At 33.9% G+C, this 25,185-nt stretch carries 25 protein-coding genes; 19 read left to right on the top strand and 6 right to left on the bottom strand.

All coding sequences use genetic code 11. From position 1 onward, the window contains the following. Positions 1–107: 107 nt before the first annotated feature. The 7 genes from P0092_RS18980 to P0092_RS18950 all read left to right on the top strand — a co-directional run bounded on the left by P0092_RS18980 (position 108) and on the right by P0092_RS18950 (position 6,136). Positions 108–650: an RNA polymerase sigma factor gene (locus P0092_RS18980; RefSeq protein ID WP_276187000.1), complete on the top strand. Its 543-nt coding sequence runs from the start codon at positions 108–110 to the stop codon at positions 648–650. After that, on the top strand, positions 634–1,392 hold the full coding sequence (locus P0092_RS18975; RefSeq protein ID WP_004620434.1) for a hypothetical protein: 759 nt from the start codon (positions 634–636) through the stop codon (positions 1,390–1,392). Before P0092_RS18980 ends, P0092_RS18975 begins: the two co-directional genes overlap by 17 nt. Next, positions 1,389–2,276, top strand: a complete 888-nt coding sequence (locus P0092_RS18970) for an ABC transporter ATP-binding protein (protein WP_004620437.1) — start codon at positions 1,389–1,391, stop codon at positions 2,274–2,276. Before P0092_RS18975 ends, P0092_RS18970 begins: the two co-directional genes overlap by 4 nt. Beyond that, positions 2,251–3,504: an ABC transporter permease subunit gene (locus P0092_RS18965; protein WP_276186999.1), complete on the top strand. Its 1,254-nt coding sequence runs from the start codon at positions 2,251–2,253 to the stop codon at positions 3,502–3,504. Before P0092_RS18970 ends, P0092_RS18965 begins: the two co-directional genes overlap by 26 nt. A 24-nt stretch (positions 3,505–3,528) precedes the next feature. Then, the gene (locus P0092_RS18960) at positions 3,529–4,422 is read left to right on the top strand and encodes an AraC family transcriptional regulator (RefSeq protein WP_004620441.1); all 894 of its coding nucleotides are present in this window, start codon (positions 3,529–3,531) and stop codon (positions 4,420–4,422) included. 41 nt (positions 4,423–4,463) lie between these two features. After that, positions 4,464–5,813 carry an amidase gene (locus P0092_RS18955; RefSeq protein WP_276186998.1) on the top strand — a complete coding sequence of 450 codons (1,350 nt, stop codon included), beginning with the start codon at positions 4,464–4,466 and terminating at the stop codon, positions 5,811–5,813. A 134-nt stretch (positions 5,814–5,947) separates the two neighbouring features. Further along, positions 5,948–6,136 (top strand): hypothetical protein, encoded by a 189-nt coding sequence (locus P0092_RS18950; protein WP_276186997.1) that lies wholly within the window; start codon positions 5,948–5,950, stop codon positions 6,134–6,136. A gap of 8 nt (positions 6,137–6,144) precedes the next feature. Here P0092_RS18950 and P0092_RS18945 read toward each other — a convergent pair whose 3' ends face one another. Together P0092_RS18945 and P0092_RS18940 are read right to left on the bottom strand one after the other, a co-directional pair. Beyond that, complete coding sequence (locus tag P0092_RS18945) at positions 6,145–6,630, bottom strand: DUF3781 domain-containing protein (RefSeq protein ID WP_004620446.1); 486 nt, start codon at positions 6,628–6,630, stop codon at positions 6,145–6,147. A gap of 23 nt (positions 6,631–6,653) precedes the next feature. Then, positions 6,654–7,217 carry a TetR/AcrR family transcriptional regulator gene (locus P0092_RS18940; protein WP_004620448.1) on the bottom strand — a complete coding sequence of 188 codons (564 nt, stop codon included), beginning with the start codon at positions 7,215–7,217 and terminating at the stop codon, positions 6,654–6,656. A 130-nt stretch (positions 7,218–7,347) separates the two neighbouring features. On the opposite strand from P0092_RS18940, the gene P0092_RS18935 reads away from it, so the two are divergent. From P0092_RS18935 to P0092_RS18905, 7 genes are all read left to right on the top strand, one after another. After that, positions 7,348–7,812, top strand: coding sequence for a hypothetical protein (locus tag P0092_RS18935; protein WP_004620451.1), 465 nt, complete (start codon positions 7,348–7,350; stop codon positions 7,810–7,812). Between the two features lie 183 nt (positions 7,813–7,995). Then, positions 7,996–8,823 carry a dockerin type I domain-containing protein gene (locus P0092_RS18930; protein WP_004620452.1) on the top strand — a complete coding sequence of 276 codons (828 nt, stop codon included), beginning with the start codon at positions 7,996–7,998 and terminating at the stop codon, positions 8,821–8,823. 39 nt (positions 8,824–8,862) lie between these two features. After that, complete coding sequence (locus P0092_RS18925) at positions 8,863–10,302, top strand: dockerin type I domain-containing protein (RefSeq protein WP_004620454.1); 1,440 nt, start codon at positions 8,863–8,865, stop codon at positions 10,300–10,302. Between the two features lie 33 nt (positions 10,303–10,335). Continuing rightward, positions 10,336–11,049, top strand: coding sequence for an ABC transporter ATP-binding protein (locus tag P0092_RS18920; protein ID WP_004620456.1), 714 nt, complete (start codon positions 10,336–10,338; stop codon positions 11,047–11,049). Beyond that, entirely contained in the window at positions 11,046–12,251 is a 1,206-nt protein-coding gene (locus P0092_RS18915; protein ID WP_276186996.1) for a hypothetical protein, read from the top strand. Before P0092_RS18920 ends, P0092_RS18915 begins: the two co-directional genes overlap by 4 nt. Before the next feature lie 145 nt (positions 12,252–12,396). Next, on the top strand, positions 12,397–13,197 hold the full coding sequence (locus tag P0092_RS18910) for a CPBP family intramembrane glutamic endopeptidase (RefSeq protein WP_004620463.1): 801 nt from the start codon (positions 12,397–12,399) through the stop codon (positions 13,195–13,197). Further along, complete coding sequence (locus tag P0092_RS18905; protein ID WP_004620465.1) at positions 13,197–13,748, top strand: cysteine hydrolase family protein; 552 nt, start codon at positions 13,197–13,199, stop codon at positions 13,746–13,748. Before P0092_RS18910 ends, P0092_RS18905 begins: the two co-directional genes overlap by 1 nt. 175 nt (positions 13,749–13,923) lie before the next feature. Here P0092_RS18905 and P0092_RS18900 read toward each other — a convergent pair whose 3' ends face one another. The 4 genes from P0092_RS18900 to P0092_RS18885 form a co-directional block, all read right to left on the bottom strand. After that, positions 13,924–14,094, bottom strand: coding sequence for an AC3_0185 family rSAM-modified Cys-rich RiPP (locus P0092_RS18900; RefSeq protein WP_004620468.1), 171 nt, complete (start codon positions 14,092–14,094; stop codon positions 13,924–13,926). Positions 14,095–14,347: 253 nt separating this feature from the next. Then, the gene (locus P0092_RS18895) at positions 14,348–14,647 is read right to left on the bottom strand and encodes a CXXX repeat peptide modification system protein (RefSeq protein ID WP_004620470.1); all 300 of its coding nucleotides are present in this window, start codon (positions 14,645–14,647) and stop codon (positions 14,348–14,350) included. Continuing rightward, complete coding sequence (locus P0092_RS18890) at positions 14,640–16,802, bottom strand: radical SAM peptide maturase, CXXX-repeat target family (protein ID WP_242831777.1); 2,163 nt, start codon at positions 16,800–16,802, stop codon at positions 14,640–14,642. Before P0092_RS18890 ends, P0092_RS18895 begins: the two co-directional genes overlap by 8 nt. 3 nt (positions 16,803–16,805) lie before the next feature. Then, a complete protein-coding gene (locus P0092_RS18885; RefSeq protein WP_004620474.1) occupies positions 16,806–17,501 on the bottom strand; it encodes a S8 family serine peptidase in 696 nt (231 codons plus the stop codon). 571 nt (positions 17,502–18,072) lie between these two features. Here P0092_RS18885 and P0092_RS18880 point away from each other — a divergent pair. From P0092_RS18880 to P0092_RS18860, 5 genes are all read left to right on the top strand, one after another. Next, a complete protein-coding gene (locus tag P0092_RS18880) occupies positions 18,073–18,984 on the top strand; it encodes a hypothetical protein (protein ID WP_276186995.1) in 912 nt (303 codons plus the stop codon). A gap of 86 nt (positions 18,985–19,070) precedes the next feature. Further along, positions 19,071–20,531, top strand: coding sequence for a copper amine oxidase N-terminal domain-containing protein (locus tag P0092_RS18875; RefSeq protein WP_276186994.1), 1,461 nt, complete (start codon positions 19,071–19,073; stop codon positions 20,529–20,531). Between the two features lie 35 nt (positions 20,532–20,566). Continuing rightward, positions 20,567–23,230 carry a stalk domain-containing protein gene (locus tag P0092_RS18870; RefSeq protein ID WP_004620483.1) on the top strand — a complete coding sequence of 888 codons (2,664 nt, stop codon included), beginning with the start codon at positions 20,567–20,569 and terminating at the stop codon, positions 23,228–23,230. A 205-nt stretch (positions 23,231–23,435) separates the two neighbouring features. Then, entirely contained in the window at positions 23,436–24,407 is a 972-nt protein-coding gene (bioB, locus tag P0092_RS18865) for a biotin synthase BioB (protein WP_004620485.1), read from the top strand. An 80-nt stretch (positions 24,408–24,487) separates the two neighbouring features. Beyond that, complete coding sequence (locus tag P0092_RS18860; protein WP_040759114.1) at positions 24,488–25,183, top strand: response regulator transcription factor; 696 nt, start codon at positions 24,488–24,490, stop codon at positions 25,181–25,183. Positions 25,184–25,185: the final 2 nt, after the last annotated feature.

Here is a 25,185-nt window from a genome sequence, read left to right as displayed (position 1 = left end):
TAGCCTTTTTATTAATTTGAAAAAATTATTATTTGTTCTGACTTTTTTTAAAAATAAATTGTTATACATAATGAAAAGTACTTTTTAATCTTCAAAAAAGGAGGTAAATGGTGGACAAGGACTTTTTCCTGATTTTAAGAATGAAGCAGGGTGACGAAACAGCGGTCAATGATTTCGTTAAGCAATATTATGGACAAGTATATAAGTATTGTTATTATAAATTATCTGATAAATATCAAGCAGAAGATGTTACACAGGAGACATTTATCAATTTATTCAAACACTTTAACAACTATAGTCATAAAGGGAAGGCAAAAAATTATCTATATGTTATTGCCGGAAACTTGTGCAAAAATGAGTATAAAAAGCGTAAGGACCTGTCAGCCATTGACATTGAAGAATCCATGGCTGATACAAAGGAAGGCCAAAAGGAAATTGTTCTTAAGCTATATATTGAGCAGGAGATGTCAGCTCTTCCAGAGGAATTCAGAGAAATAATACTTTTATATTATTTTCAGAATCTTAAGATAAGAGAAATTTCTGAAATACTTGGCATAAGTATTTCATTAGTAAAATATCGTCTCTCCGAAAGTAAAAAAATGCTTAAAAAAATGTTGGACAAGGAGGACTTCTATGAATACACATATTGACCGTGGAGTAGCAGCTAAGTATGAAGTTCCGGCGTATGATGAAAAAAAACTGCTGGAAACAATCCATGCTGCTAAAAAGGAGTATCACAGACAAATGCTGCTTGAACCCATGAGCGGACTGGAGTTTTTATTTGAGCAAATGCTGTCTTTGAGTAAACGATATTGGCTTATGCAGCTTGTTGTATTTTTTGCGGCTGCTATTAGTTTGGGGTTTTTGAACTCTTATGAGGGTATGAATGATAAAAAAATAACCTATTGCGCAATTTATGCTCCTATGCTAATTATATTTTCTATACCCGAACTATGGAAAAATATATCTGCTAAAACCTATGAAATCGAAAATTCAACATATTTTAATTTGAATAAGATATATTTTTCACGAATTGTACTGGTAGGTATGCTTGATTTAATCTTAGCGACCATACTAACTGTAATAACAGTGAAAGCAGGTGGATTTTCACCTTATGAAGCTATAATTTATTTCTTTGTCCCTTTTAATTTCAATAGTTGTATCTGCTTTTCCCTACTATGCATCAGAAGAATAAGTTCAGAACTTGTAGCTGCAAGCGGCTGTATAGGCGGTGCAGTCTTTTGGTATGTACTGGTTAAGGATTATCATGTTTATGAATTACTGCAGACTAAAACTTGGTGTGTACTTTTAATTCTTTCATTAGTATATATTATTTTTTCCTGCAAAAGATTTGTGGAATCCGGCAGAAGTTATTTGGAGGTGTGTAAATGAAGCTGCAAGTAAAGGATTTATGTAAAAGCTTTAAAGAAAATATAGCTGTAAAAGGTACTAGCTTTACATTGGAAAAAGGTGTATACGGTCTCTTAGGGGCTAATGGTGCAGGGAAGACAACACTCATGCGTATGCTGTGCACCTTAATTACTCCTACCGGTGGAACAATACAGTACGATGGGGAAGATATTTGGACTATGGATGAAAGGTATAGAAGAATTATAGGCTACCTGCCTCAGGAATTTGGATATTATCCGGAGTTTTCAGCAGAGGATTATTTGCTATACATAGCTTCACTAAAAGGATTAAAACGTTTAACTGCAAAGAAGCGTGTAAATGAGCTGCTGGAAGTAGTCTCGCTGACAAAAGTAAGAAAAAAGAAGATTAAAACCTTTTCAGGAGGAATGAAGAGAAGGCTGGGAATTGCACAGGCAGTACTTAATGATCCTGAAATTTTAATTCTGGATGAGCCAACTGCAGGACTTGATCCAAAAGAAAGAATACGTTTTCGAACACTTATAAGCCATATTGCAGAGGAGAGGATAGTTTTATTGTCTACACATATTGTGTCAGATTTAGAATCTACAGCAAAAGAAATTCTTATAATGAAAGAAGGAAGTATTATAGCACAGGGGGATGTAGAAAAGTTACTATCAGAAGTAAAAGACAAGACATGGACTTGCCTTACTGATTTCAAAGAGGTGAAAGAATTGCGTTCCAATTATTTATTCAGTAATGAGAAGAATTGTGGTGACAAGGTCGAACTCCGAATTATATCAGATACAAAACCATCAAATTCTGCAATCCAAGTTGAGCCTGCTTTGGAAGATTTATTTATATATTATTTTGGTGAGGTGAATGAAATTGCAGATTTTGAAATATGAGCTTAAAAAAATATTTTATAAAAAAAGTTCAATTATTAGTCTGGCAGTACTGGGGATTTGCATGGGATTTATGTTGTTTTCCTGTTTGTCAGAGATTTCATATACTGATGCTGAAGGAAATCATATTAATGGAATTAAGGCAGTACGGCTGCTGAAAAGTGAAAAAATGCAGTGGAATGGGATTATATCACCTGAGACTGTGAGAAAAGTTATAACAAAAAACAGCGCCATCAATTCAAACAGTCAATACAAAGGTATGAAGGAATCAGACATTAAGCTTTCCAATATGCAATATTCAAGAAAGCAAGGATTTATGGACATCCGTGAGCTCATCAATTTATCTTATGGAGAAGTTCATTCATATGATTATTACTTAATTGACAGGTTGAGTCCCGATGTAGCAAATACGTTTTATACAAATCGGGTTGGCCAGATAAAAACATTAGCGACTTCTCAGGAAGCAGACTACCTTACAAAAAACGAAAAAAATTATTTGATTAATTCTGCTCAAACGCTATTTACACCATTTAATTATTCCTATGCAGATGGCTGGTTGAACGCTTTGGAGAGGAGCGCAACAGTTTTGTTCGCTTTGGCCTTTGTTATTTGTATTTTGTTGGCACCAATATTCTCTGTAGAGTATCAAACCTGCTGTGATGCAATTTTACTTTCCACTGAGCATGGAAAGAGAAAAGGAATTGTATATAAGCTGATTGCCGGATTATTGTCAGCTTCACTTGTGTATTGGATTACTGCAGGCGTAGTTTACTGCTTTATGTTTACGGTATTTGGAGTTGAAGGTGGTGATTGCCCTATTCAAGCATCTTTTTCAGGATGGAAAAGTTTTTATCATGTTACGAATATCCAATCTTTTTGGATGGTATTGATTTTGGGTTATGTTGGTTGTATGTTTATTGGCAGCCTGACAATGTTTCTTTCTTCAAAAGTAAAAACTTCCTTTGCAACAATTATCCTGATATTCATATTTATCATGGTTCCTGCTACAATAGGTAAGTCCCTGATTACTGAGAGCGTATGGAATAAAATAATTGATATATTACCACATCAGATGCTGTTAGGGTGGAATATATTCAGAACGTACATACTTTATGATATCGGAGGAAAAGTAGTTACACCTTATGAAGTGCTTCCTGTTTTATATGGCACATTAGCTGTTATATTATTACCCTTTGCCTATAATTCATTTCGTAAACATAAGATAGCTTGATGAATACACGTAGGAGACTTTAATGTGAATACAGATAATCTTATATATAAAAAGCAGATTGAGTTGGTAATGGAATTTACAGAACATAATATTTGTTCAGATTTATCATTGCATACTTTATCAAAAATTGCCGGATTTTCACCTTACCATTTTCACCGTATTTTCCATTCTGTCACAGGGAAAAGCTTGCATCAGTTTATCCTGGAACGCAGATTAAACAACTGTGCCAGTCGGCTTCTATATGAAGAAGGTGATATTACTAATATTGCTATGGATTTTGGATTCTCATCATCAAGTTCATTTGCAAGGAGTTTTAAGAAATATTTTGGATGTACGCCGACTCAGTATAAAAAAACAAAAGAGCGCAAGTATCCGGTTGCGTTTGCAGAAATACCTATACAACAGGTTTCATTTGATCCGGAACTGGAAAAGCACTTTGATGAAATAGTGCTTCCCGATTTAAAGGCTGTTTGTATTGGTGTAAACGGGCTGTCGGAAGTGTGGGAAAATCCTGAGATTAACAGGGCTTACGAAATGATTTTTACATGGCTGAAAGAAAGTAACAGGTTAACAGAAAATACAAAAATTTTTGGGGTTACCATGGATACCCCTGAGGTGCAAAATTTATCTTCATGCAGGTACTATGCCTGTGCTGCTTCAGAATCATATATTCTTGATGAATGTTTGGCTTACAGAGTTTTTCAAACATCCGGAAAGTATATTTGCTGTAAAATAAACCGAAGTATAAAGGACTTTGCAACGTATTTTTTTAGACATATGGATTATCTTTATGGATTTTATATGGTGGCGCATAAATTATCGCCTGACAACCGTCCGTTTGTGGAATTTTATGAAAGGATGCCGGATGGAGATATTTATATTAATTTCTGTGTGCCAACAAAAAATAGCAAGAAATGAATAGCGATATACCTCCGGATTCATTAAATTGAATAAGGGAGGTGTTTTTTTTGGAATCAAAAATGATATGGCAGATAAAAAATGTTAAAGAAAAAAAGATAACGGTTCTCGAGATTGTTAAAGAAAGACTTTCGCTGTTGGAAAGGCATAAATCCTGTAATGCTGTTATTTGTTACGATAAAAAAGCGGTTTTGGAGCAGGCAGCTGAGCTTGATAACAGCATTAAGGAGGGAAAATCCTCAGGAAAGCTTGCAGGTGCTATAATAACGGTTAAGGATAATCTGGAGGTGAAGGGACTAAGTGCAACGGCAGGAATGAAAAAATATATTAACAATATCCCATCTCAAGATTGTGATGTAGTGAAGAAATTAAGAGACGAGGGTGCTATAATCCTGGGAAAAACCAATATGCCTGCAGGAGCTATGGACATGCAAACCTTTAATGATATATATGGCAGAACAAATCATCCTGACTTTCCTGAATACACATGCGGAGGCAGCAGTGGTGGTGGAGCAGCTGCAATAAAACTTGGTATCAGTGACGCAGACATAGGGAATGATTTTATGGGTTCGATTCGGGTGCCTGCACACTTTTGCGGTATTTATGGAATGATTGGTACTGACAGGATTATACCTCTGGAAAACATAGTCGGGGGAAAGCCTTATGGAAGCACCATGTCAGATATTCTTCGCATTGGGATACAAGCTTCAGATTTGAGCGAATTGCATCTATTGTTTACAATTATTGCAGATGAATCAAAAATATTTCCGTTAAAACAAAATTCAGGTCAGCTAAAAATAGCGTATACAAAAGACTGTGGGGATTTGCCTATATCCAAGGAATATGCCACGTGCTTTACTGATTTTATTGAAGGGCTGTCTGCAAAATATCAGGTAAATGAAATTAATCAGTCTGACTTCGATTTTCAAAAATCACGTGAGTGTTTTTTAAAACTATTGTATGGTAATATGTCTGTCTCACTTCCAATGATAGTCAGGTTAATGACGGGCTCCAAAATGTCCAACAAATTAAAGGACTATTTAAATGAAGAGGAGAAAAGAGAAGAATGTCTTGCCCAACTCGATAAGTTGATGGCAGAATACGATATTTTACTGACCCCTGTAACAGCCACAGCGGCATTTTTGCATAAAAGTCCGGTAAAAACCCTTGGCCATCAGGCAATATATGATGATATTTTAGTTGATGATACAAAAGTACCTTATTCTGTAGCGAATATGGGATACACGACACCTTTTTCACTTACCGCAAACCCTATAATTGTAATACCAATAGGAAAAACGCCAAAAGGACTGCCTCTTGGCCTACAAGTAGTCGGGAGAAGAATGCATGAGTATGATTTACTTAAATATGCAGGAATAATAGCGCAATGAAACATAAATTAAACATGTTGGAACCTGCCATTAAAATATTTCGTGTTATTTTTGTTTTTAGTGTATTTTCTGTTATCCTTTATGTATGCAGGTATAGGGAATTAGCAATTCTATTTTTGGGAATTATATTGTTTTTGTTACTAATCATAATTATCGGTGTTGCAATTGAATTAAAACAAGATAATTATCTTGTAAATAGGCATTATCAGTTAAGAAATGAAGCTAAGAGACTTGGTAAATGCTATGAATGTGAGTATTGCGGGGCAAGGTTTGTTGAGAAATCAAGCTTTTGCCCTATATGCGGAAAAACGTTAAAAACATGACAGTCGTTTTATTGACAGTCATGTTTTTTAGTTCGCCTGTGGGCGGTGATGATGGTGTAGCTGTGTGCATTTATGGTAAATTCACAGTTATCCGAGGTGATGTACCAGTTTTTACCCTTTCGTGTGATGCTGGCCTTTGGGGCCTTAATTTTACCACGACACCATCCCACCACATCAGCTGTGTCTAAATGCAGATTTTTTAGAATCCTTTCAGTACCTAAATCTGTGGTATGAAGCTTATCCAAATTTGAAAGCAGGAGTTCAGAACTACAGCCATCGTCAGATAGGGTTTGTGGTTCTGGGGATGGCTTCAATTTAGACAGTGCTTCTGTTATCAGCATTTTTGAAATATACATTGCTTTTAATCGGTTTCGCAGAAGAGTATTATGCGAATTCCCCTCAGGGAACTTTTCAAGTGCTTTTTCGCACTTGTGAATTATAGAATTAATGGCACGGAGCGCCTCTGTCAAATCTTCTATTGTGTAATTTACCATAGCGTTTTTACCTCAATTGATTATTATTGGATGCTTTCATTAAGTAGGGTTTTCAGATATTCCAGCAAACCGATTGACAAATCGTCCGGAGCCAGATTCATGTCATTTTTAAACCATTCCTTCAAAACAGTGATGCTGACAGCATATTTTACAGAAGAAAAGTAACTGTCGTACCTGTTTTCTTGATGTTCAAAATATAGTTTTTCAATAGGAGCGAGAATTTTCTCAATTGATTCATTAATAATAAAGTCCTTGTTTGCCAAGAATATTATTCTTATAATAGTTGGGTTAACATACCAGAATCTCAGAAAAGGTACCAGAAAGGTTTTTGCTGCCATTTTTTGAGCATCTGAGTACTCCTTCAAATAAACCAGTAAATCTCTAAATTTGTCGTCACACTTTTTTCGCAATATGTCATCAATTGTATCGTAGTGTCTGTAAAAAGTCACTCGTCCAACTTTCGCTTTTTTACAGATATCTGTTATTCTTATCTTTTCATAAGGTAATTTTGTCATTAACTGCTCAAGAGCTTCATAAATCCATTGGCTGCTTTCTCTTGAACGCTTGTCGTCAGAAATATGATACATTTTTACTTCTCCTGTTCCACATTGCTTCAAAATGTGGATAATTAGATACATATATGATATCATTTCAATAAATAAAGTACAAGTGTATCTTAATTATTTGTAGTAGCATATTGAAAGGGAGAAAAAACTTATGAAAAACATGATTACAAAAATCTTTCCTAAAAATATTAATAATGATTACAAGGGTTATGGGATTGCTGTTTATGTATTTGTTATTTATTCGCTTATAAGTACTGTGAGAAGCTGTATCCACTTTTTTTTACCCGATGGCGGAGCGGGAAGTATTGCTCATATTGACTTGTCACAAGGTGGGAAGAATATTATTTTCGTTTTTGCACTTTGGGGTTCAAGTCAACTAATTTTATCATTCGTCCAATTACTGGTTAGTATAAGGTATAAATCTCTGCTTCCTTTTATGTATATTTTATTATTCCTTGAATATTGTTTCAGGGTATTGCTTGGCGTAATGAAGCCACTTGTTTTCGAAGCCAATGCCGGAACACCGCCGGGGGGATATCTGGATAAAGTCATGATTCCCCTTGCGCTGATTATGTTAATTTTGAGCTTAATGCCAAAAAAATGTGAAACTAAGTAAATAGGGATTTTCATTTCTCCATTATTATTTACCATTTAGTTATTTATAATAAAAAAGTTGTAACATTGTATCTGCGGTAGTAAAATGTTTCTATATAAGTAATTAAAAGGATGAATATTTGCAGACAAAAGTTGTCGCTGGCATACATGAAATTTCGGGTTAGTATATATTGGGGGGAAGAAAATGAAAAAGTGTTGTTTTATACTGGTTCTGTCATTAATTTTTACATTGATGGCTTCTGTTGGTTTTGTATCAGCTGCAGACACGGGGGCTGTTACGGTTGACTTTGACACAGCAGGTATTACTTCAGTGGGCCAAATAATCACCGCAACAGTCAAAGTAAGTGAAATCACAAACTTTGCAGGGTATCAGATTAACATGACTTATAATCCTGCTATTTTGCAGCCCGTAAAGGTATCGGCAGAAGGTACGGTTTCTGCTTATGGGACAAGTACAGTGCCCGATAATGGAACCCTTTTAAAAAATGACAACTTCATACCATTTGGAGTAGCTACAAATGACTTGAATAAAGGAATTCTAAATTTTGGAAAGGCATATCTTGGACTTGATACATATAGAAAAAGTGGAATGACTGAAAGAACAGGGTCGGCAGCAGTAATAAAATTCAAGGTATTGCAGGTGAATAGTACAAGCATTGCGTTCGATCAAACGCCCACCATGCCGGGTGCTGATAAAGGCGTTAGTATTTATGATTGGGATAACAAAGAGGTAAGAGAGTGTACGATAATACAACCTGAACAACTGTCTGCCTCCGAAGCTATAATGTATGGTGATGTTGATGGAAGCAATATAATCGACGCTATAGATTATTCATTAATGAAACAGTATTTGCTGGGCAAGATTAGCGATTTTCCTGCTACAAACGGCAGACTGGCTGCTGACGTTGATGGAGATGGTCAAATAACCGCACTGGATTTTTCATTAATCAAGAAATACTTGCTGGGGATTATTAATAGTTTCCCTGTAATGGGAAGTAATTCGAGATATTAATAAAGAAGGCAAAATAGTAAGAACAAGGGGGATTTAATAATGTTAAGAAGTAAGTGGAAGCTATTATTAGCTTTGGTTATTTCACTCATCTGCAATACATTTGCAGCGGCCGGCTTTCAAACTGTTCGGGCAGAAGTTTTACCACCCAGTTATAAAATATATGGATACGTTATACCCGAAGCTGAAGGTTCTAAGGCCGGATTTACAGTTACCCTTCAAGGAACGGGCAAGACTGCAACAACTGATTCAGATGGGTATTTCTATATAGCGGGCATTAATACTACGGCTACTAACCTTAGCTTGAACATATCGAAGAATCAATATCTGTCAAGAATAATTCAAATAGGCAATATCTCAGACAGCCTTCAAATTAGCACACCTGAAGCTCCTATTAATATGTGGGCAGGTGATATAAATCAGGATGGATTCATAAATACGTTGGATGCAGCCGAAATCACCAAATCCTTTAACAGCTCCTCAGGTGATGGAAGATACCAAGCTCTTCACGACCTTAACAAGGACAATGTAGTCAACATGAGCGATATATTAATTGTAGCAAACCATTTTAACACTACAAGTGCAAGTTACCCTACAATTACTCCAGTACCAATACGACACAGTTTCATAGTTAATGATGAGGCAAGGTCGCAATTGCATTTTGTGGATCAGAACGATTCTACAAAAAACTGGAACATAAGCTTGCCTTATCGTTGCCGAGATTACCAGCTGATAGGCAATCAGCAGCTATTACTAAGTGGAGGCGACGGATACTATATCTATAATTTGGCTACCAAAAAGCTGCTCAAGGAATTTCATAATTCGGCATATGCAAATACCCAATCAGTCAGAAGGACAACTGATGGACATACATTCATTGGCTGCACCAATAGTGCCAATAACGGATTTGTAATAACTGAGCTGGATGCAAATGATAAGGCAGTTAAAACAGCGACATTCAGCGGGCTAAGAGATTTAAGACTAATGAGGTTTTCTTCTAAAAACACATTACTTTTTGGAGGGGCCAATACGGCGGTTGAAGCAGATATGACAGGTAAAATCTACAGGAAGATATCTATTCCTAATACAACTAATGTTTATCAGATACTTGAACGTCCTAATGGAGAACTGCTAATATCCAACGGATACAGTGTATATGCAGGTATTTTTGATGTAAATGGAAATCTGGTTAAGAAGTTTGGCGGAAATCCTGCACCTGAAAGCAATCTGAATTACAATTTCTTTGGAGGAATTCAGGTTTTGAAGAATGGAAATATTGTCATAAGCAATTGGACAGGGCATAATTCAGGAGACAGCTCAAACGGAGTTCAGCTTTTGGAGTTTACTTCAAAGGGAGATCTTGTGTGGTCATGGAAAGACCCAACCACAACAGGGTCAGTACATGGAGTTATTGTGATGGATGGAGTTGATACAAATAAATTCTATGATGACAGAACAGGAGTTTTACAACCTGTGAATTGATTTTCTACAAACCATACAAACCGGAGGCAGGGCATGATAGAAGTAAAGAATCTATCTAAATATTATGGTGAATTTCAAGCTTTAAAGAATATTAGCTTTTCAATTAAAAAATCGAGTATTGTTGGTTTGATAGGCAGTAACGGAGCTGGAAAAACCACCATAATAAAGAATGTGGTAAAACTGCTTGAACCTGATTCGGGAGAAATTCTGTTAGATGGTAAGAATATATCTAAGCTGAGTGAATATCCCGTTTCATATATCCCTGACGAACCGGTTTATTTTGAAGAGCTTACTTTATATGAAAATTTACTGTTTCTGTGTAAAATTTATAAGTCAGACAAAAATAAAATATTAGAATTATCCGATAGATTTAAAATTTCAGAGTACTTTAATAATTTCCCTTCACAATTATCAAAAGGGAATCAACAGAAAATGATGATAGTTTTTTCTATTCTTAGAGGTTTTGATTTATTAATTGCTGATGAGCCTTTTAATGGATTAGATCCTGAACAAATTAATGAGTTTAAGAATTTGCTGATATCATTAAGAGATGAGGGAAAAACTATTTTGCTTTCTACACATATGTTGGATTTAGCAGAAACAATTTGTGACTCCTTTATTTTTATTAATAGAGGTATGCTGGTAGCTGAAGGTACTAAAAAGGAATTACTGGATTTAAGCAAATCTTCAAAGAATTCTTTGGAGAGTATCTTTATTGATTTAGTTAATCAAAGAGGTCACATATGACATTAATGCTATTTAAAGAAAAATTCAGATTATTTTTAACCTTTAGTCGGAATCTATGGTATTTCTATTTTATACCGATTTTAGCCATTGGTACGTTATCATATCTTAAAATAGAACTTTCATTGAACTCAGTGAATCCTTTACTGGTAAAGACATTAGTAGCAAGTTTTTTACTGTATAAGGTCTTTGAATATCTTCCTTCAGTAAGAATTTCCGGGCCAATTATTTTTATGACCCTTAATACTAATCAAATTCATCGCTTGATTAAGCAAAAATATGTAGCCATTATTATAAAATGTATTTTAATGTGTTTGACAATAATGCTTATTCAAGAGACAGAGTGGAATACTTATGTACAGTATTTTTTATTAATTTATTCGTATTTTCTAATATCTGTAAGCGGATATTTTATTTCTTGGATAAGGTATAACGGCGACTTTAAAAATTACATTTTTTTAGTTAGTTCCTATTTAGTATTAATGATTTTATTATTTGTTAACCAAACTATTATAATTTCTATTATAGGAACTGTTTTGTTAATTTATGAAATTTATTATTTAGTACATAAACTAAAGATTAACTGGGACAAATATTATAGTGATATGAAAATTTCATATCTTGCACAAATTAATGCCTGTAAAAATGATATGGCAAGAATGCAGATGCTTTCTTTAACATACAATCAAAAAAAGTCCTACAATAAAACTTCTATTACACTATTAAAAAAAGCTGATAATACCAAGCAAATACTATTTGTAAAAGCGATGCTGGTTATATTCAGAAAATCAAAAATAGAATTTCTATATTCATTTGCACTATTTATTTTGGGAGTCTTTTTTTTAGAAGAGAACAAATATTTATATGTATTTTTATATACTATAGGAATTACAAGTTTACTTAATATATTTAAAAAACCTATAATTCAAATCATGGATAAAAAGAGCAAGGGATTATATATCCCGATTTCTGATAAATATATAACTAATTCAACATTGGGAATAACTTATGTTGCTGTCAATATAGTACTATTTACAACAGCTTTTTTTACAAAACTGGCGCTGCCAGAATTTGCTTCCCTTTTAATAGTAGTCAATGTACTTATAATAATTTCACTTAAATATTTGGCCGTGAAGAAGAATACAGCAATCAAATATATAGAACCAATAATTCTTTTGATTATATTTGCTACAATATATTTGTAAATCAGTAGATAAAACCAACAATTTTATTGACTATGGTTAACCTAAACTATATTATTTTGATAGTATTATAAATAAGATGTGTATTGCCTCATTGACTACAAACAAAGATTTTCTGTGGATACTGGCAATTTAAAAGGATGCAAATATGAAAGTTGATGGTACAAAAAAACTAATTGCAGTATTTTTAAGTTTTTCATTTGGGTTGCCATTAGTATGTGTTTTGTTGACGAAAAATTTCGTAATGTTTAAATCAGGTTGCTTTTACTTTATTTTGTATGGAGTAGAGGCGATGACACCGTCAATTGCGGCAATTATAACAACAATGATATTTACTCGAAGCAGCGGCATAAAGTCCCTATTCAAAAAGTGTTATTGTGAAAATATTAAAATAGGATATTGGGGCTTAGCATTGATATTGCCAATAACTGTTCTATTTATCACAAAATTATCAGTACTGCTTTTTATTGATGTATCTTTTATAAAAATAATTACACCAATGCAAATCGTAATAATTTTGTGGGCGTTAATTGCTGAAGAACTTGGTTGGAGAGGTTTTTTACAAAATGAATTGAATAAGTATTTCGGCTATATAACTACTCCAATCATATTAGGTATAATATGGTCGCTTTGGCACTATCATTTCATTTTAGCAGGAGTATTCTCTGCACCTATGATTCTGTTTATGATTGGATGCATAGAGGATAGTGTTGCATACTTCTGGATTACAAAAAAATCTGATGGGAATATTATCCCAGCCTCAATTTGGCATTTTACGGGTAACCTTTTCTTTAATTTATTTATGATAAACCCTGAGTATAACCAAGGGAGTATAATTCCGTATTTATTGTTTGTAATTTATTCAAGCATAATGGCTGTGGGCATGTCAATTTGGGGAGTTTTAACTACTAAACAGAAAAATAGAATTAATTATAGAAGGAGACAATAATGGTTTTACTAATAGTTGATACACAAAAGCTGATAACAAATAAGGAATTATATGAATTTGATATGTTTGTATCTAATGTGAAAAAAATAATACAAGCGGCTAGAGAAAATAGTATTGAAGTAATATATGTGCGTCATGATGATGGAGCAGGAAATGCACTAACAAAAGGAACAGATGGGTTTGAAATATATGAAGGGTTTCAGCCAATAAATGATGAAAAAATATTCGATAAAAATGTAAATAGTGCTTTTAGAGAGACAGGCTTATTAGAATATTTAATAAGCAAGGATGAAAAAGATATAATTGTTGCAGGACTTCAAACAGATTACTGTATTGATGCTACTATAAAATGCGGATTTGAGCATGGATTTAATATGATAATTCCGGCATATACAAACACAACTGTGAATAATAAATTTATGTCAGCAGAACAAAGCTACAGATATCATAATGAACATATGTGGAATGGAAGATATGCAGAATGTATTTCTTTAGATGAAACAATTGAAAGAATGAAAAGCAGTCAGAAATTAGTGGCTTTTAACCGCTAATTCCCGGCTGCTTTTTAATAAAATATGCCGACAAATAGATAAAACCTCAATATGTACATATTAAACAGTGAAAGTTCTTATATAACAAAATAGCTGGTTTTTATAAAATATGCATTAATTTAGTCGGGGCGATGCAGGAGCATATTGCTACACCTCTTATAATAATTTATACAACTTAAGTAGGGTAGGAGGTATACTGACAACCACCTGAACAGCCGCTGCCACAATGAGTTCTGCAGCCGGTTGCGCAATTGAGAGCACAAGTTGCTGTACATCCTGAATAACAGTAAGCTTTTACATCCTTCTGGGCATTCTTGATTTTCTTTGCTGAAAACAAATATTTCATGATATCACCTCCTTAAATGAATTTTTCCTATAAGGCTATCAGTCCGTGTGAATTTAGCTGGTGTAGCTTGCACTCACACAATTTCCACCGCAAAAATTAAAGCAAGTGACGGTACAGTTATAACCGCAGCCGTGTACTATTTTATTGTTTATGTTATTTTTTACGGAGAACAAGTATTTCATATTAATCACCCCTTATTAGTTTAATAATTACGTGGTCTATCTGTCGGCATAAATTTAGCATATTTAAAATACTAATTATTATTGAACTCTAAAAAAAATTCATTTGTGAGGAAGTCAATATGCCAGTTGCCATTTTTCACTGTTTTCCAGTTGTATTTCTCATACATTTCATCCCACCATACCTGTAGTTTTCGTTTCGTTTCTCCTATATCCTTAACAACTTTTTCGTACAACTCATTTTTTGCTTCCTGTATATTTGATTTATTACTAAAAGAAATCAGCAATTCCTCTAATCCAAGGATCCTTTCATGAAGCTCTTGGACTTTGTTCTTTTCTTCTTGTGTAACTAAACCAACCTTCTCATTAATCATTTGCAGCACTTCCTTTCATCAATAATTTATCCAGAGGGTCCATATAGTATATTTCCTGAAGAATATTTTCAAACTCAACTGAGGAGTTTTTCCTGATAAGCTTTTGAAGCTCCATGGATTTCTTTCTTTCAATATGACTTATCAAGCATTGAATTTTGGACGGGGTATTAATTTCATTGGTCATTTTCATGTTTAGATACTTGCATCTTCTGCAATTATATACATCACAGGCACTGCATATAGGTGCATTTTCAAGTTCCAGCAGCTGTGGATTTTTTATATGTATACCCTCTTCCAGTGTACCGACAAAATTATCCGGGTCATCAAAATAGAATGCAGGACATACATAAATTTTACCGTTGGGTGCAAGGGCGAAACTAAGTTCACCTGCTTCACAGTTTCTCATTGATTTAAGTTCCCATAAATCTGTCAGAACGTTTAATTCAAGTGAGTCTCCGCTTTTATATGTTTGTGCTATAAATGGAATAAGTATGTCCAATTGACTGCCATAGGCTTTTGTTTCTTCATCACTCCAATGTTCAATACCTTCAAGAATAAGGTTTATCCTTTGATTTTTACCGGACAGGTTTACTACAAAATCGAATAGGTTCTTAATGTTATCTTTATTAACTATTAGTATCGCTATGTGGGATTCTTCGGATTTGGTTATTTCATTGTCATGAACCGGTATAATAGCATCAGAGCAGGAACTGGCGCTGTCAATGTATAAATCAGTATTTATTGATTTACCCTCCACATAGTCGGGCTTTCCCAGCATTACAGGTAAAAAGTCATTCTTTTGGCAGAACACAATTCCTTTTTCAAAAATATCCTGAGGCATAACCTCATGTGTTTCTTTGGTATTTCTATAAGAACAGTGGGGTGTAATAATATCTGAGGTAATAAACTGCATGTACTTTGCGGATAAATCGTTTTGAGCTTGCATACCTCGGGTAAGTTCTACTTTTTTTCTTTCTGACATAATTCCTGTAGTTTTTTCAAACTTATCCCAGAAATATTTGCAGCCTCTTACAGTTGCTTTATGTAGCTTGCAGTTATATGTCGCCCTTTGATATATTGTTGACGTATCGGCCATATCATAGTTACAACCCTGGCACCAGGCGCATCCGCTAGCAACTTTGCAGTCAACACATTCCGGTTTGCTTTGTGACTTAAGGCTTAATGCAAGAAAGGGTCTTATCTTATCATAATCAATCCCATTATTTATGTCTCCAATTATGATACCCTTACGGTTACTCAGGCTGAAATCGTAAAATCTGATACATGGAAAGAAGTTGCCTTTGCAATCAATTGCCAGCATCCTGCCGGCACCACAAAAATTTTTGGTTTTATCATCATCTGTCAGTGGATGCCCGATGTTGGGATCAAAGAAACGTACAGAATATTTACTCCACATTTTATTTTCAATTACATAATCGGCAAGCTCTTTTAGCTGTTTCTCAATGATTTCATCATCGCCTTCCTCCCAAACATCCTCGAATACAACATTTGCCGCAACGATTTTTATGCCTATATCCCAGAGGCTTATAATACTATCCTTTAAATAAGGGAGGTCATCATGAGAAAATGTAGCTTTTGTACTGCTATTAGGAAACTGTTTAAGCCAGAGTGGTACATTTTTTACTATATCATCATAAGAACCGCTGCCGTTGGGCTTTACCCTTTGAAGATCATGTTTGAGTTTATTTCCGTCAACACTCATACCTATTGATAAATGGTTTTTATTTTTGTTAATATATTGCTGAACCTTGTCCGTGTGATAAAGGAGTCCGTTTGTGGAAAAGCTGAATCTGTAACTGTTAAACCATGGATGATCCAAGTTATACATTTGCTCCTTTATGTAATCACATATTTTATCAATGAGTTCAATTTCCATAAAGGGCTCTCCACCAATAAAGTCCCATGCCACGGATTGCTCCGGAAATTCTTTGCGATTTGATAGGATATAGTCTACAGCTGCTTTCGCAGTCTCAAAAGACATTTTTGTTTTGCTGTTTTTACCTGTCATGTAGCAGTATTTACACGCAAGATTGCAGTCCTCGGTAACACAAAATGTAATTGATTTTGAAGTGCCTTCATTCCATACAGGAGAAAGCTTGCCCATCATTATTGTTTCATTATTCAAGATTACCACTCCTCACACAATTGAATTTAATATAAGTATGCTTTTTATTTTTTCAATGCTTAAATTCCCCATATTTAGCCTGATATTGGCTATATGTCCGGTAATGTATGCTGCAGACATGCTTGTGCCGACGGCGTCCTTTAAATCCTTTCCGTGACAGCCTTGTATTTCTGGAGCATTAAGCGGTGCATAAAAGAAGTCGTCTCTATAGCTGTAGTGCGTTATGTCTTTGAAATTATCTCCTTTTACACCAAACACCCCTTTTACATAAGCAGGGTATGATATATTCCCTTGATTATTGACAGCAGCAACCAAGGAAATATTTTGCCGTCCTGCTTCTTTAGTTATCTTTCTTATGTATCTTTTATATTTCCATTTTGTAGTGCCGAGACTCATATGAATGATATCCGGTTGGTAATCAAAGGCTCTGCTCATGGCATAAAGTAATACCCTTCCGTCTGTTGAAATGTTGTCGTTTAGTATGTTTATGCTTATAAACTCCACATTGCTGCATATATGCCTTATGATTAATGACACTATGGTTCCATGTTGATACTTTGTTTTTATATTAGGATATTCGGTAATGTATCCATTAGTATTTATCATAAATCCGGTGGAAACTGATACATTTTTGTCTAATTCTGAAATAGTCGTGTCGATGCCGCTATCAATTACTGCAACTCTAATAGGCTTTTTTTGAATTTGCATAGTAAATCACCTCCTTCGTATTTTATTTGAAGCCTTAAACTCAGATTCATATTGATATCTATATAATTAGTTTTCTCTAATAAGTATGTGTGTACATTGGACGGATATTTTAGCTAATTCTCATGGGTTTACTTACATATTAATCCTATAAAGATTTGTTTTAACGCTTTTATTTGATATACTATATAATGTAATAAAAGATTTATATATACAAATAAGGTTAATTTTGGAATGCAAGATTAATTTAACATGAAAAATCTTATATGAGAAGTGAAATTAAGTGACCATAAATTGACCTTGAATTGACCAGAAACATACAGGGGTGAGTATGATGATATACGAAAAGCTGTTATATGGCGATTTAGTAAAGTTTATTGTAGAATTTCAGAATCAGAACGGGAGAAATATACAATATAATAACTTCTTGTTTGAGATGGGTAACTGGAGTGCTGACCCCGGGTTTAATGCTGAATCAAACGATCAGTTCAGCAAAATTGTAAATAATAGTAAAAAACCTGTAAATGCTTACTATAAGTATAACGATAAGATTATCCGACATTTATGCAGCATTGTGGATAACGATGTTTCCATATTTCCGATTGATATTCAAAAACGAAATGAACTAATGAGCGTTATAGTTGAAAGGTTTTTTAAAAACGCAAATAGTAATAATAAATATGAAAAAATTAAAGAATATTATTCTAATAAAGATTTTGAAAATTTTATGATAGCGGTTTTTGATTTTGCTCATTTTAATAGCGTTAATTATTTTAATGATAAACGTAAGAAAGAATATAGTTTGAATGAGGAATCTAAGGATATAAACGGACAGGGTTACTTGGAGCAGACAAATGATTGTTGTAATTTATTTTCTGAAGGCAAACCTGAGAAGTTAACTGATAACAATATTAAAGCTCCGGGAGTAAATGATAATGAACCAGAAAAGTATTCAGCTGCTAAAGCTAAAAGAAATTTTAGTATTTTTAATGTTAAGAAAAAAAATGTATCAAACATAGCTAAATTAACATTAGTCATCATAATAGGTATTTTTTTATTTATAAGCAGAAATGCAGGTGATCCTCAAGAATCACCTGCAGCTAAGGAACCAAAACTTGATTCAACCCAACTTCATGTACATGTGAATGATGAAATGGATTCAGACATTAGTCCTCCTGTTAATAATAAAAAGGAACAGGATACAGCAAAAAATATTTCAGTAAATAAGGACGGAAGAATAACACAAAATAATTCAGGCTTAAGTGCTGTAACCTCTAAAGACAAGAAAGTAAAAAAGCAAGGTACTAAAAAAAATCAAGAAAAGAAAGTAGAGGAGGAACATAAGCTGACTGTAAAAAAAGGAGAGAACAAATCACAAAATAATTCAGAAAGTGAAAAGAAGGATATAGCAGCTGGAACTAATATAACAATTAATGGTAGCGGTGTATTTGTTATAGGGGATAAAAATATAGTAAATGTACACTAATTACTTTTGTATCGGGGGAAGAAATAATGCTACAAAAACGATTTAAAATTTTTTTGTTTATATTGGTAATAATTAGTTATCCTCTAATGAGGATAGATATTGCGCAATGTCAAAATAATAAAGTTGAAGTTAATGAAAAGATGAATAAAAGTATTATACCTAAAGTTGTTAATGGTGTTACTTTTATTCCTATTAAAAATTTTTATGAAACCCTTGGGTGGAATGTTTTCTGGAACGCACAAAATAATGCAGTTACAGTTGAAAATAATAAACAAAAAACAGTGTTCAAGATAGGCAGTAGCACAGTGTTGGTGGATTGTTGTTATAAAATTCAACTTGAGGCACCTGTAGCTCTTATAAACAACAGAGCGTATGTTTGCAGTACATTTATTACTGGAGAATTTGGTCTTAAAGTAGTATGGGATAAAGGAAATAATACATTAATAGTATCCGATGGTGAAAAGAAAAAAGTGGAAACAGGTGGTAAAGGAAATGTCGTTATAGTTTCTGATGGACTTATTGTTAGTATATATGAACCCTATGGTATTGACACAGTTCAGGATATGATAAGTCATGCAGATATGCTGCTCTATGGAGGAAATCAGGAAGAAGCTTTACAAAGATATAGGGAGATTATTGATAATATATCAGAAACACAAAGTCCCAAAACATATGCCCATATACTAAGTAGTATGGGAAATGCATTTAGCACTTTGGCGGAGACGAAGGATGTAAAGACAAATCTTAATAAAGCCATAGAGTTTTACCATAAAGCTTTGAGCATATACAACAATAATATAGTTGTAGACTGCCAAAGCTTATATAATAATCTTGGACTTGCCTATGCCAATTTATATAAAGTAACATATGAAAAAACCTATCTTCTTCATGCCCTTGATATGTTTGATGAAGCAGCAAAGTTTGAGATGTCAGACGAAAACATTCTCTGTAAAGCTGCAATAGAATGTAATAAAGCAAAAGTGCTCATCGCTCTTGGGAATAAGGAAGCGGCAAGACCATTACTAATTGATGCAATGGGTGAATATGAAAATCAAACGAAGGCCTGCAGCATTGATTCTAGTCCATATAAGTGGGCTGATTTAATGTTGAAGCTTGGTAATTTGTATTTAGATTTTTCTTTAATTGACGATTCTGAAAAAAATCTATTGAAAGCTAAATGCATTTTTGAGGAAGCTCTGGAAGTGAGAAATTTGGAAAGCTATCCGATGGATTATGCCAATATACACAAATCGCTAGGAGAAGTCTATACATATCTTTTTAACATAAAATCCAGACATGACTATCTTGTTAATGCTATTGAAGAATACAACGAAAGTATAAAGATTTACGCTAGCGATACTTCTTCTGTGAAATACGCTTGGGCTAATTATAAAATGGGAATTTTATACATGTGGTTGGGGAATACGGAGGAGAAAACCAAAAATCGAATAAAGGCAAAGGAATTGTTTGAAAAAGCAGCTATAGTATTTAACAAAACAGATTATGCTGAGTTAAATAGGCTATTACAGGAAAATATTACAATTTAAAACTAAAGAGAAGCTTATGAGGAGGAAATGAATCAATGAGATATTCCAAATTTAAAATATTTGCAGTTGTAATTTTTGTTTTTTTATTTAAAGTAAGTGTTTGTAAGGCTTACACAGAGATACATAATGTAGAAGTAAATGGCACCCCTATAATGTTTAAAACATATTCTTGCATGGTTAAGAATACTGTATTTATTCCGGTTAAAGAATCTCTTAATCTTTTCGGGTTTGAAGTCAAGTGGGATGGTAAAACTAAATCTGTTATAGCAGTCAAACAAAAAAAAGAAATAGTAATTGGAACCGAAAGTAAAGATGCTAAATTAAATGGGAGGCATTTGTTTCTTTCGGCAGATACATTTATTGTACAAGGGAAGATGTTTGTTCCACTAGATTTTTTGGATAATTGTATCGATATGCAGACTTTTTGGAATGAAAAGAAACGACTAATAGAAATTTGGAGTAAGGGTGAAGGGGATATAAGGCTTTCAGCAAATGACAGTATTGTATTAATTGGGAATGAAAATATTGCAGATGTCTGTACAATTCTTAGTCCTAAAAAGTTAAAAGGTGAGATGGAGGTTGCAGGGAAACTTTTAGAAAGCAACAATATAATGGGTGCGTTATATAAATATGATGAAATATTAAAGAGTGTTTCAAGCACAAAAAATCCACTGGAATATGGTCAGATAAAAATCAATATGAGCAGAGCATATTTGCTTCTGGCTGAGATTGTAAACAAGGAAGAAAATTTGCTTAAAGCCATAGCATTGGATGAGGAAGCATTAAAAGTATGTTCCGAGGATAAATACAGAGAAATATACGGAGGTGCTCAGATGTATCTGGGAATTGGTTATGAGAAACTTGCAATGGTAAGGGATGCCGAAAAAAACCTTTTGTACTCTCTGGATGCCTCTAGTAAAGCTCTTAAGATATATACTTCTGAAAAATATCCGGAGCAGTATGTAAATTTACAATATTTAACGGGAAATGCATATGTAACAATGAATTATGTAATGTACAGCAAAGATAATCTTATGAGAGCAAACAGTGCATATGAAGAAGCTTTGAAATTTATTAATAAAGAGCGAAACTCCTTTGACTTTGCGAAGATTAAAAATGGCATAGCAAACGTATTTTATAGTTTAACGGATGAGAAGGATTTAATCGGAAATACTCACAAGGCAATAGAGTCTCTTAATCAGGCTTTGCAGGCATTGGATGCTGACCAAAATTCATACTATTATAAAGCAATGATTGGCAATTTGGGAGCATGTTATATGAAATTGGCAGAAATAGAAGATACTGAAGAAAACCTTACTAAAGCAATAAACATATTTAATAGAATTTTAAATGGTGACAAGAGTAATACATTTAAATTGGCTATGAATTATACTAGAATAGGAAAAGCATATAATGAGTTAAGTGAAGTTAAGGATACTCAGGAAAACCTGAATAAATCTCTAGGTGCATACAAGAAAGCTTTAGAGACGATTACAATTACCCGATATCCTCGATTGTCTGCAGACATTAATCTATGTATTGCCAATTCCTATAATGGGTTGGCTATAGTCCGGGATAAGGAGAAAAATATCAATGAATCCTTGAGTGCACTGCAGGAGGCTTTAAAGGTTTTCACCATTAAGAAATATCCCTTTGATTATGCAGCGGCTAAGTTGGCAATGGGGACGTCTTACATGAGTTTGTGGGAGATTGCCGAGCCGGTAAAAAATTTATCCTGTGCTATAGAAAGTTTTAAGGAGGCTCTTTTGGTGTTTACACCTGAGAAATATCCTTATCAATATGCTGGTACATATAATAACATTGGTAATGCATGCTATTGTTTATGCACTGTAAAGAACAATGATGAAAGTGCTTTGGAAGGCATTAATGCTTTTGAAAAGGCTCTCGGAATTTATACATTTGAAAAATATCCTGTCAGATTTGGACTGGCTCATAATAATTTGGGGAATATTTATTTGTTTTTGGCAGAACTAAAGGAACAGAATTACAACCTGCTTATGGCTCAGAAAGAATATGAGTCGGCATTAAATATTTTAACTATGGAAACATATCCCATGAATTTTGCAATAGCAAAATATAATTTAGGAACTGTTTTTCAAAAGAGCTTTGAAATAAGTAAAGATGAAGAAAATCTGACTAAGGCAATAGACGCATATAAAGAAGTTCTGAAAATATGTACACTTGACGGTTATCCGCTATACTATGCAAAAGCACAGATATCTTTAGGTGATGCTTATTCTGATTTTGCTATAGTAGGCCATGATGATTATTTCAGTAAAGCTTTTGAGGCATATAGGGAAGCAATGAAAGTTATTACAGCTGAAAATGATCCTTTGGACTATGCTATGGTACTGAAAGGACAAGCTAAAATATATAAATATATAGGAGCAAGTACAGGCTCTGAAGATAACTTGAAGAAAGCTATTACAGCTTTTGAAAACATTCTTCGGATATGTACAATAGAGAAGTATCCTGTTTACTATGGCGAGGTAGAAAATGATATGGGGCTGGTATATGTAGAATTAGCAAAGCTAAAAACTCCTGAAATAAATGCTTCAGAGGCAATAAAATGTTTTGATGAGGCATTGAAGATTTATAAAGAAAGTGAAAATCCATCAAAATATCAGGATATAATGAAAAATAAGAATATTTCGCAAAAACTTTTAAGATGTCATTAATAGATGGATGCTTCAAGCATTCATTAGTAAATAATGCTTACATTACTACTCTCGATAGAACATGCTAGGCAGCTGTGGTTATATAAAGAAGGGGTATTGTCAACTAGAATTAATTTGCTGGTTGACAATACCCCTTCTTTTTGGTACTTTTATCCTAGCCAACATCAAAAATTAGTCTTACGTGAAATACAAGGAGATTTTGAAAATGAATATGTTGCAACACATAAAGAATGATATTTTAACCGGAAGGTTGATTGATAAAGAGCAGGCACTTACTTTAACGAATGTCCCTTTGGATGAATTATGTATAGCTGCAAATGAGATTAGGGAATTTTTTTGCGGAAAGAATTTCGACATTTGCACCATTGTAAACGGGAAAAGCGGAAGATGCTCGGAGAACTGCAAATACTGCGCTCAATCATCTTTTTACAGGACAAAAGTTGACGAATACCCATTGCAAGATACAAATGAGCTTGTTGCACAGGCAAAAAACATTGCTGACCTTGGAGTATTACGCTATTCTATAGTAACCTCGGGTAAAAGTCTTAACAATGATGAGCTTGATAAGGCTTGCGAAAGTATAAAAGCAATTAAAGAGAATACAAACATATCGGTATGTGTTTCATTTGGCCTATTAAACGAAGCCCAGTATAAAAAATTAAAAACTGCCGGAGTGGAACGAATACATAATAACTTAGAAACCTCCCGTAATTATTTTCCAAAGGTATGCACTACCCATGACTATGACGATAAAATATCGGCAATCAAGGCTGCAAAAAAAGCAGGGCTTAGCGTGTGCAGCGGTGGGATTATGGGCCTTGATGAGAGCATGGAAGACAGAATAGATATGGCATTGGCACTTCGTGAGCTTGGAATTGACTCTATACCTGTTAATATGTTAAACCCTATTTCAGGCACACCGTACGAAAAAAACGAAATCCTCACAAATAATGAAATGTGCAGGACTGTTGCAATTTTTCGCTTAATCCTGCCAACTGCCTTTATTCGTCTGGCAGGTGGGAGAGGACTACTTCCTGATAAAGGCAGGAGATGTTTGATTTCTGGAGCAAATGCAATGATTTCAGGGGATATGCTTACGACATCAGGTATTTCAATTGAAAATGATATGAAAATGATTGAAGAACTTGGATATAAAACTCCCTTAATAGTATACTAATGACAGCTATCACAGACTATAAAATGATAAATAAATTTATGATACAATTAACTTTTAAATATGTGACCGGGAGTAATTATATGAAGAATGTTTTGTTAGTAGAGGATGATACGACCTTGGCCTTTGGCATTGAATATACATTAAAAAATGAAGGCTTTAATGTTTCGTTAGCCGTGGACTTAGCTGAAGCCAGAAAAGCTTTACACACAAATAAATTAGACATAGTTTTACTGGATGTAAGACTACCTGACGGAAATGGATTTGAATTCTGTAAAGAAATAAGAGCGGTTTCAAAAATGCCTATTATATTTTTAACTTCCTGTAATGATGAAGCAAATGTAGTAATGGGACTTGATTTAGGTGCCGATGACTATATACCTAAACCCATCAGAATAAAGGAACTAATATCAAGAATTAATGCAGTATTAAGAAGAAATAGCGCTGAGGCTAATATCGCTAGTATTATTAAATCAAATGACATAGAGATTAATGTTATGCAGGGCAAAGTAATGAAAAGAGGTCAGGAGGTTATGTTGACCGCCGTTGAATACAAACTACTTTTAACTTTAATAGAGCATTCAGAACAAATATTAAGCAGAAACACTATTCTGGAGCATTTGTGGGATATAGACGGAGAATTTATTGATGATAATACTCTATCTGTTTATATCAGAAGGCTCAGGGAAAAAATTGAAGATAATGCTTCATCTCCCGTGAATATCCTTACTGTAAGAGGTGTAGGTTATAAATGGACTTCTCAGGTTAATTCTTTGTAATT

It is taken from the genome of Ruminiclostridium papyrosolvens DSM 2782 (genome assembly GCF_029318685.1).
Lineage (GTDB): Bacteria > Bacillota > Clostridia > Acetivibrionales > DSM-1351 > Ruminiclostridium > Ruminiclostridium papyrosolvens.
This window is presented reverse-complemented; position numbering and strand designations above follow the sequence as displayed.

Excerpts from the sequence above, each read along its gene's own strand:
- P0092_RS18980 (WP_276187000.1), top strand. The coding sequence starts at position 108 with ATGGTGGACAAGGACTTTTTCCTGATTTTAAGAATGAAGCAGGGTGAC.
- P0092_RS18975 (WP_004620434.1), top strand. The coding sequence starts at position 634 with ATGAATACACATATTGACCGTGGAGTAGCAGCTAAGTATGAAGTTCCG.
- P0092_RS18970 (WP_004620437.1), top strand. The coding sequence starts at position 1,389 with ATGAAGCTGCAAGTAAAGGATTTATGTAAAAGCTTTAAAGAAAATATA.
- P0092_RS18965 (WP_276186999.1), top strand. The coding sequence starts at position 2,251 with ATGAAATTGCAGATTTTGAAATATGAGCTTAAAAAAATATTTTATAAA.
- P0092_RS18945 (WP_004620446.1), bottom strand. The coding sequence starts at position 6,630 with ATGGTAAATTACACAATAGAAGATTTGACAGAGGCGCTCCGTGCCATT.
- P0092_RS18940 (WP_004620448.1), bottom strand. The coding sequence starts at position 7,217 with ATGTATCATATTTCTGACGACAAGCGTTCAAGAGAAAGCAGCCAATGG.
- P0092_RS18935 (WP_004620451.1), top strand. The coding sequence starts at position 7,348 with ATGAAAAACATGATTACAAAAATCTTTCCTAAAAATATTAATAATGAT.
- P0092_RS18930 (WP_004620452.1), top strand. The coding sequence starts at position 7,996 with ATGAAAAAGTGTTGTTTTATACTGGTTCTGTCATTAATTTTTACATTG.
- P0092_RS18925 (WP_004620454.1), top strand. The coding sequence starts at position 8,863 with ATGTTAAGAAGTAAGTGGAAGCTATTATTAGCTTTGGTTATTTCACTC.
- P0092_RS18920 (WP_004620456.1), top strand. The coding sequence starts at position 10,336 with ATGATAGAAGTAAAGAATCTATCTAAATATTATGGTGAATTTCAAGCT.
- P0092_RS18915 (WP_276186996.1), top strand. The coding sequence starts at position 11,046 with ATGACATTAATGCTATTTAAAGAAAAATTCAGATTATTTTTAACCTTT.
- P0092_RS18910 (WP_004620463.1), top strand. The coding sequence starts at position 12,397 with ATGAAAGTTGATGGTACAAAAAAACTAATTGCAGTATTTTTAAGTTTT.
- P0092_RS18905 (WP_004620465.1), top strand. The coding sequence starts at position 13,197 with ATGGTTTTACTAATAGTTGATACACAAAAGCTGATAACAAATAAGGAA.
- P0092_RS18900 (WP_004620468.1), bottom strand. The coding sequence starts at position 14,094 with ATGAAATATTTGTTTTCAGCAAAGAAAATCAAGAATGCCCAGAAGGAT.
- P0092_RS18895 (WP_004620470.1), bottom strand. The coding sequence starts at position 14,647 with ATGATTAATGAGAAGGTTGGTTTAGTTACACAAGAAGAAAAGAACAAA.
- P0092_RS18885 (WP_004620474.1), bottom strand. The coding sequence starts at position 17,501 with ATGCAAATTCAAAAAAAGCCTATTAGAGTTGCAGTAATTGATAGCGGC.
- P0092_RS18875 (WP_276186994.1), top strand. The coding sequence starts at position 19,071 with ATGAGGATAGATATTGCGCAATGTCAAAATAATAAAGTTGAAGTTAAT.
- P0092_RS18870 (WP_004620483.1), top strand. The coding sequence starts at position 20,567 with ATGAGATATTCCAAATTTAAAATATTTGCAGTTGTAATTTTTGTTTTT.
- bioB (WP_004620485.1), top strand. The coding sequence starts at position 23,436 with ATGAATATGTTGCAACACATAAAGAATGATATTTTAACCGGAAGGTTG.
- P0092_RS18860 (WP_040759114.1), top strand. The coding sequence starts at position 24,488 with ATGAAGAATGTTTTGTTAGTAGAGGATGATACGACCTTGGCCTTTGGC.